The following is a 13,495-nucleotide window of genomic DNA, read 5'->3' as shown; positions in this document are numbered from 1 at the left end:
TCGCGATGATATAACGTATCGTCGCGCCGTGCAGCGTGAATTCCCCGTTTCCTGCCTCGCTCCGTCCCCTTCACCGTCGATCCCACTGCGCCGCACCGCGTGCGCGGCGCCTTGCCGGGCGTGCGCGACGGGCCGCCGTCGTGCGCGGTTGTGCCGCAGCGCGTCATAGAAAGCCGTCGCGTCGCCTTGACAGCGTGAATCGCGTATCCGATCATTCGATCACAAACAGAGCAATTGATCGGTTTGCGAGCGTTCGCTCACCTCGCGACCGTCGTACAGCAGAACAAACCGGAGACAGCCAGTGAGACTGGAAGACAAGGTCGCGATCCTGACGGGCGCCGCAAGCGGCATCGGCGAGGCGGTCGCGCAACGCTATCTGGACGAGGGCGCGCGCTGCGTGCTGGTCGATCTGAAGCCCGCCGGCGGCTCGCTCGCGCGGTTGATCGAGGCGAACCCCGGCCGCGCGGTGGCCGTCACCGCAGACGTCACGCGCCGCGACGACATCGAGCGGATCGTCGCCACGGCGGTCGAGCGCTTCGGCGGCGTCGACATCCTGTTCAACAATGCGGCGCTGTTCGACATGCGGCCGCTCCTCGACGAATCGTGGGACGTGTTCGACCGGTTGTTCTCGGTCAACGTGAAGGGGCTGTTCTTCCTGATGCAGGCCGTCGCGCAGCGAATGGTCGAGCAGGGCCGCGGCGGCAAGATCGTCAACATGTCGTCGCAGGCCGGCCGTCGCGGCGAGGCACTCGTTTCGCACTACTGCGCGACCAAGGCCGCGGTGATCAGCTATACGCAGTCGGCCGCGCTCGCGCTCGCGCCGCACCGGATCAACGTGAACGGGATTGCGCCGGGCGTGGTGGACACGCCGATGTGGGAGCAGGTCGATGCGCTGTTCGCGCGCTACGAGAACCGGCCGCTCGGCGAGAAGAAGCGGCTCGTCGGCGAAGCCGTGCCGCTCGGCCGCATGGGCGTGCCGGGCGACCTGACGGGCGCCGCGCTGTTCCTCGCATCGGCCGACGCCGATTACGTCACCGCCCAGACGCTGAACGTCGACGGCGGCAACTGGATGAGCTGACGTGATGTCGCTCGCACGCGCAACCTGCCGGCCGGCCCGCGACGACGCGGCCGCGGTCGGACGAGGAGGGCACGCCTGATGGCCGAGATCGTCGTGGCCGGCGAACTGCTCGCCGAATTCGTCGCCGCCGAGCGCGGCCAGGGCTTCGATACGCCGGGCCTGTTCGCGGGGCCGTTCCCGAGCGGCGCGCCGGCGATCTTCGCCGACCAGGCCGCGCGGCTCGGCGCGCGCGTCGCGTATGCGGGCTGCGTCGGCCGCGACGCGTTCGGCGACGCGATCGTCGCGCGGCTCGAACGCGACGGCGTCGAGGTCGCGCGCATCCGCCGCGTCGCGCGCCCGACCGGCACCGCGTTCGTCGCGTATCGCGACGACGGCTCGCGCAGCTTCGTCTTCACGCTGTCCACCAGCGCGGCCGCGTGCGTCGATGCGTCCGACGTCGATGCCGCGATGTTCGACGGCTGCCGTTACTTCCACGTGATGGGCTCGTCGCTGACGAGCGAATCGGCGATCGCGGCCGTGCAGCGCGGCGTGATCGAGGCCGCGCGCGCCGGCGCGAAGGTGTCGTTCGATCCGAACGTGCGCCCCGAGATGCTGAGCTTTCGCCCGATGCGCGCGGCGCTCGACGAGATGCTCGCCGCGTGCCACCTGTTCCTGCCGAGCGAGGCCGACCTGCCGTTCTTCTGCGGGCCGCAACCGGCCGAGCGCGCGATCGCGGGCCTGCTCGCGACGCACCCGTTGCTCGAGCGCGTCGTGCTGAAGCGCGGCGCGCAAGGCAGCGTCGCGTTCGATCGCGCGAACCGCGTCGACGCGCCGGCCTTTCCGGTCGACGAAGTCGACCCGACCGGTGCCGGTGACTGCTTCGGCGGCACGCTCGTCGCGAGCCTCGTCGCGGGCGTGCCGATCGATGCCGCGTTGCGCCGCGCGAACGCGGCCGGCGCGATCGCGGTGACGCGGCGCGGCCCGATGGAGGGCAACAGCGACGCGGCCGAGATCGACCGTTTCCTGACCGAACGAGGTATCGCATGTCCGGCCTGACGACCCTTGCCGACCGTCCGCGCACCGCGCACGCGGACGCGGTGCTGCGGATGATCTTCGACGCGAACCGCGCCGACGCGCAGCGCGGCATCTATTCGATCTGCAGCGCGCACCGGCTCGTGCTGGAGGCCGCGTGCGAAGCCGCGCGCGCGGACGGCTCGCCGCTCCTGATCGAGGCGACCTGCAACCAGGTGAACCATCTCGGCGGCTATACGGGCATGACGCCCGCCGATTTTCGCCGCGACGTCGATGCGATCGCCGCGCGTTGCGGGCTTGCGCCGTCGGCGCTCGTGCTCGGCGGCGACCATCTCGGCCCGAACCCGTGGCGGCACCGCCGCGCGGCCGACGCGATGCGCGAGGCGGTCGCGATGGTCGCCGCGTATGTCGAAGCCGGCTTCGAGAAGATCCACCTCGATGCGAGCATGGCGTGCGCGGACGATCCGGTGCGGCTCGACGATCGCACGATCGCCGCGCGCGCGGCCGAGCTGTGCCGCGCGGCGGAAGACGCGGCGGCGCGTGCCGGTCTCGCGCCCGTCTACGTGATCGGCACCGAGGTGCCGACGCCGGGCGGCGAAGTGAGCGGCGGCGCGAACGAAGCGGACGATGCGGCGATCGCGCGGATCTCGGTCACGCGCAGCGGCAGCGTCGCGGCGACGCTCGACGCGCACCGCCGCGCGTTCGCGGCGGCCGGCCTCGACGACGCATGGACACGCGTGGTCGCGGTCGTCGCGCAGCCGGGCGTCGACTTCGACGATCGCCACGTGCTCGACTACGACAGCGCGAAGGCGGCGTCGCTCGGCGCGAGTATCCTGCAGACACCGCGCCTCGTGTTCGAGGCGCACTCGACCGATTACCAGACCGAAGGCGCGCTCGCCGCGCTCGTGCGCGACCACTTCGCGGTGCTGAAAGTCGGCCCGGCGCTGACGTTCGCGCTGCGCGAGGCGCTGTTCGCGCTGACGTTCATCGAGGAGGCACTGATCGACGACGTCGCGCAGCGCTCGCGGCTGCGGGAGGTCGTCGACGCCGCGATGCGCGCGCAGCCCGAGCACTGGGCGCCGTACTACCGCGGCGACGAGGCCGAGCAGCGGCTCGCGCGCCAGTTCAGCTACAGCGACCGGATCCGCTACTACTGGCTGCAGCCGGCCGTCGCGGCCGCGGTCGAGCAGCTGTTCGGTAACCTCGCGCGGCAGCCGGTGCCGGAGACGCTCGTCGCGCAGTGGCTGCCGGACGTCTACGCGGCGTGCCGCGCGGGCGGCCTCGCGCAGGAGCCGCGCGCCTGGGTGCGCCACCGGATACGCGACGTGATCGCGCACTATGCGCGCGCGTGCGGGATGCAGCGGCCGGCATGACGGGCCGCGAAGGAAACGACGCAACACGCAACACCGACGACACTTCGAACAAACACAGGAGACATGCCATGCAACGAAAGATGCTCGACGCCGCCGCACGCTGCCTTGCCGGAGCCGCGCTCGCGACGGCGGCCTGCGCCGCGTCCGCCGGCACGCTGACGATCGCGACGCTGAACAACCCCGACATGATCGAGCTGAAGAAGCTGTCGCCGGCGTTCGAGAAGGCGAACCCCGACATCAAGCTGAACTGGGTGATCCTCGAGGAGAACGTGCTGCGCCAGCGCGCGACGACCGACATCACGACCGGCAGCGGCCAGTTCGACGTGATGGCGATCGGCACCTACGAGACGCCGCAGTGGGGCAAGCGCGGCTGGCTCGCGCCGATCACCGGGCTGCCCGCCGACTACGACCTGAACGACATCGTGAAGACCGCGCGCGACAGCCTGTCGTACAACGGCCAGCTCTACGCGCTGCCGTTCTACGTCGAAAGCTCGATGACGTTCTACCGCAAGGACCTGTTCGCGGCGAAGGGGCTGAAGATGCCCGACCAGCCGACCTACGACCAGATCGCCGAATTCGCGGACAAGCTCACCGACAAGGCGAAGGGCACCTACGGGATCTGCCTGCGCGGCAAGGCCGGCTGGGGCGAGAACATGGCGTACGTGTCGACGGTGGTGAACACGTTCGGCGGGCGCTGGTTCGACGAGAACTGGAACGCGCAGCTCACGTCGCCCGAATGGAAGAAGGCGATCTCGTTCTACGTGAACCTGCTGAAGAAGGACGGCCCGCCGGGAGCGAGCTCGAACGGCTTCAACGAGAACCTGACGCTGACCGCCTCGGGCAAGTGCGCGATGTGGATCGACGCGACGGTCGCGGCCGGCATGCTCTACAACAAGCAGCAGTCGCAGGTGGCCGACAAGATCGGTTTCGCGGCCGCGCCGGTGGCCGCCACGCCGAAGGGTTCGCACTGGCTGTGGGCATGGGCGCTGGCCGTGCCGAAGACGTCGAAGCAGCAGGACGCCGCGCGCAAGTTCATCGCGTGGGCGACGTCGAAGCAGTACATCGAGATGGTCGGCAAGGACGAAGGCTGGGCATCGGTGCCGCCGGGCACGCGCGCGTCGACGTACCAGCGCCCCGAGTACAAGGCCGCCGCGCCGTTCTCCGACTTCGTGCTGAAGGCGATCGAGACGGCCGACCCGAACGATCCGTCGCTGAAGAAGGTGCCGTACACGGGCGTGCAGTACGTCGGGATTCCTGAATTCCAGTCGTTCGGCACGGTGGTCGGCCAGTCGATCGCGGGCGCGGTCGCGGGCCAGATGACGGTCGACCAGGCGCTCGCCGCCGGGCAGGCCGCCGCCGACCGCGCGGTGCGGCAGGCCGGCTACAAGAAGTAACGCGCCGGCAGTCACGCGGCCCGCGGCGTGCGCCGTTGCGCACCGCGGGCCGGCGAAGCCGAAAGGCGGGCAGGCCGTTCGCGCCCGCGCATCAACCGGAGGGACTCCGATCATGCGTCACCTGCGTCTTCCCCTGAGTCACGCCCACGCGCCGTCGGTCGGCGACGCGTCGTCGCCGCCGGGCGCGCCGCGCCGTGCGCGCGGCGGCGCGAGCTGGCTCGTGTCGCCGTCCGTCGCGGTGCTGCTGCTGTGGATGTCGATTCCGCTCGCGATGACGATCTGGTATTCGTTCTCGCGCTACAACCTGCTGAACCCGGACGTGAAAGGTTTCGCCGGGTTCGACAACTACCGCTTCCTCGCGACCGATCCGTCGTTCCTGCCCGCGATCTGGCACACGCTCGTGCTGATCGGCGCGGTGCTCGCGATCACGGTGGTCGGCGGCGTGCTGATGGCCGTGCTGTTCGACCGCAAGTTCTACGGGCAGGGCGTCGCGCGGCTGCTCGCGATCGCGCCGTTCTTCGTGATGCCGACGGTCTCCGCGCTGATCTGGAAGAACATGATCCTGCACCCGGTGTACGGGCTCGTCGCGAACGCGATGCGCGCGCTCGGGATGACGCCGATCGACTGGTTCGCCGACTACCCGCTCACCGCGGTGATCATCATCGTCGCGTGGCAGTGGCTGCCGTTCGCGTTCCTGATCCTGTTCACCGCGATCCAGTCGCTCGACCAGGAGCAGAAGGAAGCCGCGCGCATCGACGGCGCGGGCCCGATCGCGATGTTCTTCTACATCACGCTGCCGCACCTGAAGCGTGCGATCGCCGTGGTCGTGATGATGGAGACGATCTTCCTGCTGTCGATCTTCGCGGAAATCTATACGACGACGGGCGGCGGCCCGGGCGACGCGACGACCAACCTGTCCTACCTGATCTACGCGCTGGGCCTGCAGCAGTTCGACGTCGGCCTCGCGTCCGCGGGCGGCATCATCGCCGTGGTGGTCGCGAACGTCGTGTCGTTCTTCCTCGTGCGGATGCTCGCGCGCAACCTGAAGGGAGAGTACGAGAAATGAGCGACCTGACCTTCGAAGGCCGGCGCGGGCCGGCCGTGTTCGACCTCGTGCGGCGCGCGTTGCCCGGCACGCTCGCGTGGCTGATCGCGCTGCTGCTGTTCTTCCCGATCTTCTGGATGGCGATCACCGCGTTCAAGACCGAGCAGCAGGCCTACGCGTCGACGCTGTTCTTCATGCCGACGCTCGACAGCTTCCGCGAGGTGTTCGCGCGCAGCAACTACTTCGCGTTCGCGTGGAATTCGGTGCTGATCTCGGCCGGCGTCACGGTGATCTCGCTGCTGTTCGCGGTGCCGGCCGCCTACGCGATGGCGTTCTTTCCGAACCATCGCACGCAGAAGGTGCTGCTGTGGATGCTGTCGACGAAGATGATGCCGTCGGTCGGCGTGCTCGTGCCGATCTACCTGCTGTGGAAGAACGCGGGGCTGCTCGATACGGTATCGGGGCTCGTGATCGTCTACACGCTGATCAACCTGCCGATCGCGGTGTGGATGACCTTCACGTACTTCAACGAAATCCCGAAGGACATCCTGGAGGCCGGGCGCATCGACGGCGCGTCGACGTGGCAGGAGATCGTCTACCTGCTGATGCCGATGGCGCTGCCGGGGCTCGCGTCCACCGCGCTGCTGCTCGTGATCCTGTCGTGGAACGAGGCGTTCTGGAGCATCAACCTGTCGAGTTCGAACGCCGCGCCGCTGACGGTGTTCATCGCGTCGTACTCGAGCCCCGAAGGGTTGTTCTGGGCGAAGCTGTCCGCCGCTTCCCTGCTCGCGGTCGCGCCGATCCTGATCGTCGGCTGGCTGTCGCAGAAGCAGCTCGTGCGCGGGCTCACGTTCGGGGCGGTCAAATGAGCGCGGCCGGCGAGGGGGCTGCCGGCCACGCCGCGAACGTCCTGATCTGCGATTGCGACGGCGTGCTGATCGACAGCGAGGCCGTGGCCGCCGACGTGATCGTGCGCGAACTCGATGCGCGCTGGCCGGGCGTCGACGCGCGGCCGGCCGTGATGCCGCTGCTCGGGCTGCGCATCGAGCGCGTGCTGGCCGGTGCCGGCGAGGCCGTTGGCCGCACGCTGTCGGCCGCCGACGTCGACGCGATCCGCCGCGCGGTCGAGGCGGCGGCCGTCAATGCGCCGATGGTCGACGGCATCGACACCGCGCTGGCCGCGATCCCGTTGACGACGGCCTGCGCGAGCAACAGCTACCGCGCATACGTCGAGGCGGCGCTCGCGCGCACGGGCCTCGCGCGCTTCTTCGGCGACCGGCTGTTCTGCGCGGATGCCGTCGCGCGGCCCAAGCCCGCGCCCGACGTGTACCTCGCGGCCGCGCACTCGCTCGGCGCGGCGCCCGCGCACTGCCTCGTGGTCGAGGACAGCGTGACGGGCATCACCGCGGCGGCCGCGGCCGGCATGACCGTGCTCGGCTTCGTCGGCGGCGGGCACGCGTCGGCGGCCCAGATCGACGCGCTGCGCGGGATCGGCGCGCGTCACGTATTCGACGACATGCACGAGTTGCCCGGCTACGTCGCGCGCTGGCAGGCGACGGGCGCGGTGCTGCCGAACTAGCAACGATTGCGCGCCGCCGGCGAGGCGGTGCATCACGAACGAACGGAGACAGATCATGGCAAGCGTGCTCCTGCGCAACATCGCGAAGCGCTACGACGACACCGAAGTGCTGCGCAACGTCAACCTCGACATCGCCGACGGCGAATTCGTCGTGTTCGTCGGGCCGAGCGGCTGCGGCAAATCCACGCTGATGCGGATGATCGCGGGCCTCGAGGATATTTCGAACGGCGACCTGCTGATCGACGGCGCGAAGGTCAACGACGTGCCGAGCGCGAAGCGCGGCATCGCGATGGTGTTCCAGTCGTATGCGCTGTACCCGCACATGACGCTGTACGACAACATGGCGTTCGGCCTGAAGCTCGCGGGCGCGAAGAAGCCCGAGATCGACCAGGCCGTGAAGCAGGCCGCGAAGATCCTGCACATCGATCACCTGCTCGACCGCAAGCCGAAGCAGCTGTCGGGCGGCCAGCGGCAGCGCGTCGCGATCGGCCGCGCGATCACGCGCAAGCCCAAGGTGTTCCTGTTCGACGAACCGCTGTCGAACCTCGACGCCGCCTTGCGCGTGAAGATGCGGCTGGAATTCGCGCGGCTGCACGACGAGCTGAAGACGACGATGATCTACGTGACGCACGACCAGGTCGAGGCGATGACGCTCGCGGACAAGATCGTCGTGCTGTCGGGCGGCGCGGTGCAGCAGGTCGGCACGCCGAACACGTTGTATCACGCGCCGGCGAACCAGTTCGTCGCGGGCTTCATCGGCTCGCCGAAGATGAACTTCCTGAAGGGCACGGTCGAATCGGCCGACGCGGGCGGCGTGCTCGTGCGCTTCGACAGCGGCGAGACGCAGCGCGTGGCGGTGGACGCGAGCGCGCTGCAGCGCGGCGCCGCGGTGACCGTCGGCGTGCGGCCCGAGCACCTGCTGGTCGACGCCGCCGCGGACGGGGTGGCCGCGCGGACGATGGCGGTCGAGTCGCTCGGCGATGCCGCCTATCTGTATGCGGAGTCGGCCGCCGCGCCGGACGGGCTGATCGCGCGGATTCCGCCGCTCGACACGTACCGCACCGGCGAGGCGCTGCGCGTGCATGCGCAGGCCGAGCACTGCCACCTGTTCGACGAGCAAGGCCACGCGTTCCGTCGGCTGAGCGCGCACGCGAAGGCCGCGTGACGACCGGCGGCCGCGCCGCTCAGATGCGCAGGTGGTCGGCCAGGTAGTCGACGAACGCGCGCAGCTTCGGCGTCGGGTGCCGGCCCGACGGCCACAGCACATGGAACGGCGTGCGGCTCGCGACGTGCTCGTCGAGCACCGTGCGCAGCGTGCCGTTGGCCAGCGCGTCGTGTACGAAGAACTCCGGCAGGCACGCGATGCCGCGCCCGCGCAGCACGAAGCACAGGCGCGCTTCCGCGCTGTTGCTGACCATCGTGACCGGCACCTCGGGCGGCGGGCCGTGACGCGGCACGCGCAGCGGCCAGGTCTGGAGCCGGCCGCTGCTCGGGAAGCGGTAGTGCAGGCAGCGGTGACGCGCGAGATCGGCCGGCGTGCGCGGCGTGCCGTGCCGGTCGAGATAGGCGGGCGACGCGACGAGGTGCTGGCGGAAATGGCCGAGCAGCCGCGACGACAGCCGCGAGTCCGACGGCTGGCCGGTGCGCAGCACCGCGTCGAATCCTTCGTCGACGACGTCGACGAGCCGGTCGCTGAAATCGATGTCGAGCTCGATCTCCGGATACGCGGCCATGAAATCGGCGAGCACCGGCAGCAGCAGCGTGCCGATCGTCGGCAGGCTCACGCGCAGCCGCCCGCGCGGCGCTTCGGCACTGTGCGTCAGTTCCTGTTCGGCCGCGTCGAGCTCGGCGATCACGCGCCGGCATCGTTCGAGAAAACGCGCGCCTTCGGCCGTCAGCGTGATGCTGCGCGTGCTGCGGTGAAAGAGCCGCACGTTCAGGCGCGCCTCGAGCCGCGCGATGCGCTTGCCGATCGCCGATGCCGACAGCCCGAGCGCGCGGCCGGCCGCGACGAAGCTGCGCGTTTCCGCGACCTGAACGAACACGACGAAGCCGCCCAGATTTTCCATGCCGGTTCCCGATTGCGGACATCGATGTCCGGATTGTCCGGAACTCTACCCCGGTTTTTCTTCCCGCGCCGGCTCCCTACGATGGGCGTTCCTTCACCGTTCGAGGTCACGCCATGTCATTCCTGCCTGTCACCGCCCGTCGCGTCGAAACCGGGAGCGCGTCATGAGCGATTGCCCGTCGATGGACAGCCGCGTTGCCGGCCTGCCGGCACAGGCGGCCGAGCGGCTGCCGGTCGCGAACCTGCTGGCGCTCGCCACCGCCGGCTTCATCACGATCCTCACCGAAGCGCTGCCGGCCGGCCTGCTGCCGTTGATGAGCGCCGACCTGCGCGTGCCCGAGGCGCTGATCGGCCAGCTCGTGACCGTGTATGCGCTCGGCTCGATCGTCGCGGCGATCCCGCTTGTCGCCGCGACGCGCGCGATGCGCCGGCGCCGCCTGCTGCTCGCGGCGCTCGCCGGCTTCGTCGTGTCGAACGCGCTGACGGCCGTGTCGCCGTACTACGCGCTCACGCTCGTGGCGCGCTTCGTCGCCGGCATGGCGGCGGGGCTGCTGTGGGCGCTGCTGGCCGGCTACGCGAGCCGGATGGTCGATGCGTCGCTGCGCGGCCGTGCGATCGCGGTGGCGATGCTCGGCGCGCCGGTCGCGATGTCGGTCGGCATTCCGGCCGGTACCGCGCTGGGCGCGGCGCTCGGCTGGCGCGTCGCGTTCGCGCTGATCACGCTGGCGGCGCTCGCGCTGATCGGCTGGATCCGCCTGCGCGTGCCCGATTACGCGGGGCAGCCCGCCGGCGCGCGCGAGCCCGTGCTTGGCGTGATGATGCTGCCCGGCGTGCGGCCGGTGCTGACCGTGATGTTCGCGTACGTGCTCGCGCACAACATGCTGTACACGTATGTCGCGCCGTTCCTGGCAGGCGTGCGGATGGGCACGCAGGTCGATGTGGTGCTGTTCGTGTTCGGCCTTGCGTCGCTGGCCGGCATCGCGCTGACGGGCGCATGGATCGGCGCCGCGCAACGACGGCTGACGCTCGCCAGCATCGCGCTGTTCGCGCTCGCGGCGCTGATGCTCGGCGCCGGGTCCGGGATGGCGATCGTCTATGCGGGCGTCGCGCTGTGGGGGCTCGCGTTCGGCGGCGCGCCGACGCTGTTCCAGACGGCCGCCGCGAACGCGGCGGGGGAATCGGCCGACGTCGCGCAGTCGATGCTCGTGACGGTGTGGAACCTCGCGATCGCCGGCGGCGGCATCGCGGGCGGGATGCTGCTCGGCGCGACGGGCGCCGGCGCGATTCCGTGGGTGCTCGTCGCGCTGCTGGCGGCCGCGTGGATCGGCGCGTGGCGCGCGCGCCGGCATGCGTTCCCGGCGCCGCGCGCGGCCTAAGCGGGCGGCACCGGCGGCGTCAGGCCGCCTTCGCGGCGAGCGCGGCGCGCGCGCAGGTTTCGTCGGTGACGAGCCCCGACAGCCAGCCGCCGCGCAGCGCGGCGATCACCGCGTCATGTTTCTTCGGGCCGCCGGCGAACGCGATCGTCGGCAGCTTCGGCGGCGTCGCGAGTGCGACGCTCGTCACGCGCGCGCTGGTCGACACCGTGATCTGCGTACCCTGCGCGTCGATCGGCACGCCGAGCAGCTCGGCCACCGCGCCGAGCGCGGTCATCTCGTCGCGTTCCTGTTCGGTGATGAAGCCGTCTTCGTAGAGCGGGCAGTGCGGCCCGATGTTGCCGATCCCGACGAACGCGACGTCGGCCTGGCCCGACAGCGCCTCGACGATCCGGTACAGCCGGTGATTGCACCACTGCGCGCGCTCGGCGTCGCTGTCGGCGAACAGCGGCGCGGGCAGCAGGAAATGCTTGCTGCCGGTTTTCTCGGAGATGTACTGCGCGACGTCGTAGCGGTTCGACGAACCGTCGGCCGCGATCGCGCCCACCATCGACACGAGCCGGTGCTGCGGGCGGTCGATCTGCGCGATCTGCGCGACCGCCGCCTTCAGCGTGCGGCCGCTGCTGACCGCGATCACCATCGGCCGCGTTTCGTTCAGGTAGCGCTCCATTACCTGCGCGCCGGCGACCGCGAGCTTGCGGTCGATCGCGTCGGGCGCATCGGCATCGACGGGCACGACTTCGCACATCGCGAGGCCGTAGCGTTTCGACAGCTGCGCGCCGAGATCGAGGCAGTCGGCGAGCCGGTGATCGACGCGCACGCGGATCAGGTTCTTCTCGACCGCGAACGCGACGAGGCGCTGCGCGACCGGGCGCGAGACCTGCAGCTTCTCGGCGATTTCGTTCTGCGTGTCGCCCGCGACGTAGTAGAGCCACGCGGCACGGGTGGCGAGATCGAGTTTTTCTGAGGACTTGGACACGATAGCGATTCGGTTTGGATCAGGGGGCCGCCCCGCGGGCCGGCCGGCAGGCCGCACGACGGCGTCCACTGTAACGCATGTCGTGCGCTGCCTCGCGGTCGCGCCTATGCGAGCCGCGTGCGCGACGGTTCGTACAGCGGCTGTACGTGACGGTACAGCGAGCGGAATGCGTCGAGGCGTTCGCGCAGCCGTGCATGGCGGGCGGCGTCCGGCGCGTATTCGGCACGCACCGGCGGCTTGGTCAGCACCGTGTGCGGATCGCCGCCGACGGCCAGCCAGCCGAGCCGCGCCGCACCGAGCGCCGCGCCCGTTTCGCCGCCGCCGATCTGGCGCGTGCGCACGTTCAGCGCGTCGGCGAGCAATTGCGCCCAGAACGCGCTGCGCGCGCCGCCGCCGATCAGCGACAGCTGGTCGGTTTCGACGCCGGCCGCATGCAATGCGTCGAGGCCGTCGGCGAGGCCGAGCGTCACGCCTTCGAGCACCGCGTAGCCGAGATGCGCGCGCTCGGTCGCATGCGTCATGCCGAAGAACACGCCCTGCGCATACGGGTCGTTGTGCGGCGTGCGTTCGCCGGACAGGTAGGGCAGGAACAGCGGCGCCGTCGCGAGCGCGTCGGCGTCGAGCGCTTCGACTTCGGCGAGCAGCGCGGGCTCGTCGGTGCCCGTCAGCTTGCAGACCCAGCGCAGGCAGCTCGCGGCCGACAGCACGACGCTCATCAATTGCCAGCGATCGGGAATCGCGTGGCAGAACGCATGAACGGCGGACGCGGGGTTCGGCATGAAACGGTCGCCGACCACGCTCAGTACGCCCGACGTGCCGAGCGACACGAAGCCGTCGCCCGCGTGGATCGCGCCGATGCCGAGCGCGCTCGTCGCGTTGTCGCCGCCGCCGCCCGCGACCACGACGGCCTCCGACAGCCCGAGCGCGCGTGCGACGTCCGCGCGCAGCGTGCCGGACGGCGCGTTGCCCTCGACGATGCGCGGCATCTGGTCGCGCGTCATGTCGCAGGCGGCCAGCAACGCGTCGGACCAGTCGCGGCGCGCGACGTCGAGCCACAGCGTGCCGGCCGCGTCCGACGGGTCGGACACTTTCGCGCCGGTCATCCGGAACCGCAGGTAGTCCTTCGGCATCAGCACGCATGCGGTGGCGGCGAACACGTCGGGTTCGTGCTTCGCGACCCACAGCAGTTTCGGTGCGGTGAAGCCCGGCATCGCGAGATTGCCGGCCAGTGCATGGAGATCGGGCGCACGCTCGGTGAGCAGCGCGCATTCGTCGGCGCTGCGCATGTCGTTCCACAGGATCGCCGGGCGCAGCACGCGATCGTCGCGGCCGAGCAGCACGGCGCCGTGCATCTGCCCCGACAGGCCGATGCCGCGCACCTGCGCGAACGCGTGCGGGTGCCGCTCGCGCAACGTGGCGAGCGCGGCGAGCGTGCCTTGCCACCAGTCGTCCGGATGCTGTTCCGCCCAGCGCGGATGCGGCCGCGACACGGTGAACGGCGTGCCGGCCGTGCCGACGACCGTGCCGTCGGGGGCCAGCAGCAATACCTTCACTTCCGAGGTGCCGAGGTCGATGCCGAGATACATGAGCGATCC

General features: G+C 70.4%; 12 protein-coding genes. 9 read left to right on the top strand and 3 right to left on the bottom strand.

The window, feature by feature from the left end; genetic code table 11:
* Positions 1 to 301 precede the first annotated feature (301 nt).
* The 8 genes from WJ12_RS13035 to WJ12_RS13000 all read left to right on the top strand — a co-directional run bounded on the left by WJ12_RS13035 (position 302) and on the right by WJ12_RS13000 (position 8,645).
* Entirely contained in the window at positions 302 to 1,078 is a 777-nt protein-coding gene (locus WJ12_RS13035) for an L-iditol 2-dehydrogenase (protein WP_034190522.1), read from the top strand.
* A 78-nt stretch (positions 1,079 to 1,156) separates the two neighbouring features.
* Positions 1,157 to 2,113, top strand: a complete 957-nt coding sequence (locus WJ12_RS13030; protein ID WP_034190523.1) for a sugar kinase — start codon at positions 1,157 to 1,159, stop codon at positions 2,111 to 2,113.
* The gene (locus tag WJ12_RS13025) at positions 2,101 to 3,462 is read left to right on the top strand and encodes a D-tagatose-bisphosphate aldolase, class II, non-catalytic subunit (protein WP_059560230.1); all 1,362 of its coding nucleotides are present in this window, start codon (positions 2,101 to 2,103) and stop codon (positions 3,460 to 3,462) included. The genes WJ12_RS13030 and WJ12_RS13025 overlap by 13 nt, the downstream gene beginning before the upstream one ends.
* A gap of 68 nt (positions 3,463 to 3,530) precedes the next feature.
* The gene (locus WJ12_RS13020; protein ID WP_034190525.1) at positions 3,531 to 4,856 is read left to right on the top strand and encodes an ABC transporter substrate-binding protein; all 1,326 of its coding nucleotides are present in this window, start codon (positions 3,531 to 3,533) and stop codon (positions 4,854 to 4,856) included.
* Positions 4,857 to 4,968: 112 nt separating this feature from the next.
* Positions 4,969 to 5,922: a carbohydrate ABC transporter permease gene (locus WJ12_RS13015; RefSeq protein ID WP_006496497.1), complete on the top strand. Its 954-nt coding sequence runs from the start codon at positions 4,969 to 4,971 to the stop codon at positions 5,920 to 5,922.
* Positions 5,919 to 6,770 (top strand): carbohydrate ABC transporter permease, encoded by an 852-nt coding sequence (locus WJ12_RS13010; protein WP_034190527.1) that lies wholly within the window; start codon positions 5,919 to 5,921, stop codon positions 6,768 to 6,770. The genes WJ12_RS13015 and WJ12_RS13010 overlap by 4 nt, the downstream gene beginning before the upstream one ends.
* Complete coding sequence (locus tag WJ12_RS13005) at positions 6,767 to 7,480, top strand: HAD family hydrolase (protein WP_059560232.1); 714 nt, start codon at positions 6,767 to 6,769, stop codon at positions 7,478 to 7,480. The genes WJ12_RS13010 and WJ12_RS13005 overlap by 4 nt, the downstream gene beginning before the upstream one ends.
* 55 nt (positions 7,481 to 7,535) lie before the next feature.
* A complete protein-coding gene (locus WJ12_RS13000; RefSeq protein ID WP_034190529.1) occupies positions 7,536 to 8,645 on the top strand; it encodes an ABC transporter ATP-binding protein in 1,110 nt (369 codons plus the stop codon).
* Between the two features lie 19 nt (positions 8,646 to 8,664).
* Here the strand turns inward: WJ12_RS13000 and WJ12_RS12995 are convergent, their stop codons facing one another.
* Positions 8,665 to 9,549 (bottom strand): LysR family transcriptional regulator, encoded by an 885-nt coding sequence (locus tag WJ12_RS12995; RefSeq protein ID WP_059560235.1) that lies wholly within the window; start codon positions 9,547 to 9,549, stop codon positions 8,665 to 8,667.
* Between the two features lie 163 nt (positions 9,550 to 9,712).
* Here WJ12_RS12995 and WJ12_RS12990 point away from each other — a divergent pair, with 163 nt between their 5' ends.
* A complete protein-coding gene (locus tag WJ12_RS12990; protein ID WP_059560238.1) occupies positions 9,713 to 10,924 on the top strand; it encodes an MFS transporter in 1,212 nt (403 codons plus the stop codon).
* Positions 10,925 to 10,943: 19 nt separating this feature from the next.
* On the opposite strand, the gene WJ12_RS12985 is transcribed toward WJ12_RS12990, so the two are convergent.
* Complete coding sequence (locus tag WJ12_RS12985; protein ID WP_080287921.1) at positions 10,944 to 11,957, bottom strand: sugar-binding transcriptional regulator; 1,014 nt, start codon at positions 11,955 to 11,957, stop codon at positions 10,944 to 10,946.
* A gap of 47 nt (positions 11,958 to 12,004) precedes the next feature.
* Entirely contained in the window at positions 12,005 to 13,486 is a 1,482-nt protein-coding gene (gene xylB, locus WJ12_RS12980) for a xylulokinase (RefSeq protein WP_059560241.1), read from the bottom strand.
* Positions 13,487 to 13,495: the final 9 nt, after the last annotated feature.

Origin of the sequence: Burkholderia seminalis (genome assembly GCF_001718535.1) — a bacterium.
Classification (GTDB): domain Bacteria; phylum Pseudomonadota; class Gammaproteobacteria; order Burkholderiales; family Burkholderiaceae; genus Burkholderia; species Burkholderia seminalis.
This window is presented reverse-complemented; position numbering and strand designations above follow the sequence as displayed.

What these genes read in the sequence shown, in the direction of transcription:
- WJ12_RS13005 (WP_059560232.1), top strand. Translation starts at nt 6,767, where the DNA reads ATGAGCGCGGCCGGCGAGGGGGCTGCCGGCCACGCCGCGAACGTCCTG.
- WJ12_RS13020 (WP_034190525.1), top strand. Translation starts at nt 3,531, where the DNA reads ATGCAACGAAAGATGCTCGACGCCGCCGCACGCTGCCTTGCCGGAGCC.
- xylB (WP_059560241.1), bottom strand. Translation starts at nt 13,486, where the DNA reads ATGTATCTCGGCATCGACCTCGGCACCTCGGAAGTGAAGGTATTGCTG.
- WJ12_RS13000 (WP_034190529.1), top strand. Translation starts at nt 7,536, where the DNA reads ATGGCAAGCGTGCTCCTGCGCAACATCGCGAAGCGCTACGACGACACC.
- WJ12_RS13025 (WP_059560230.1), top strand. Translation starts at nt 2,101, where the DNA reads ATGTCCGGCCTGACGACCCTTGCCGACCGTCCGCGCACCGCGCACGCG.
- WJ12_RS13015 (WP_006496497.1), top strand. Translation starts at nt 4,969, where the DNA reads ATGCGTCACCTGCGTCTTCCCCTGAGTCACGCCCACGCGCCGTCGGTC.
- WJ12_RS13010 (WP_034190527.1), top strand. Translation starts at nt 5,919, where the DNA reads ATGAGCGACCTGACCTTCGAAGGCCGGCGCGGGCCGGCCGTGTTCGAC.
- WJ12_RS13030 (WP_034190523.1), top strand. Translation starts at nt 1,157, where the DNA reads ATGGCCGAGATCGTCGTGGCCGGCGAACTGCTCGCCGAATTCGTCGCC.
- WJ12_RS12990 (WP_059560238.1), top strand. Translation starts at nt 9,713, where the DNA reads ATGAGCGATTGCCCGTCGATGGACAGCCGCGTTGCCGGCCTGCCGGCA.
- WJ12_RS12995 (WP_059560235.1), bottom strand. Translation starts at nt 9,549, where the DNA reads ATGGAAAATCTGGGCGGCTTCGTCGTGTTCGTTCAGGTCGCGGAAACG.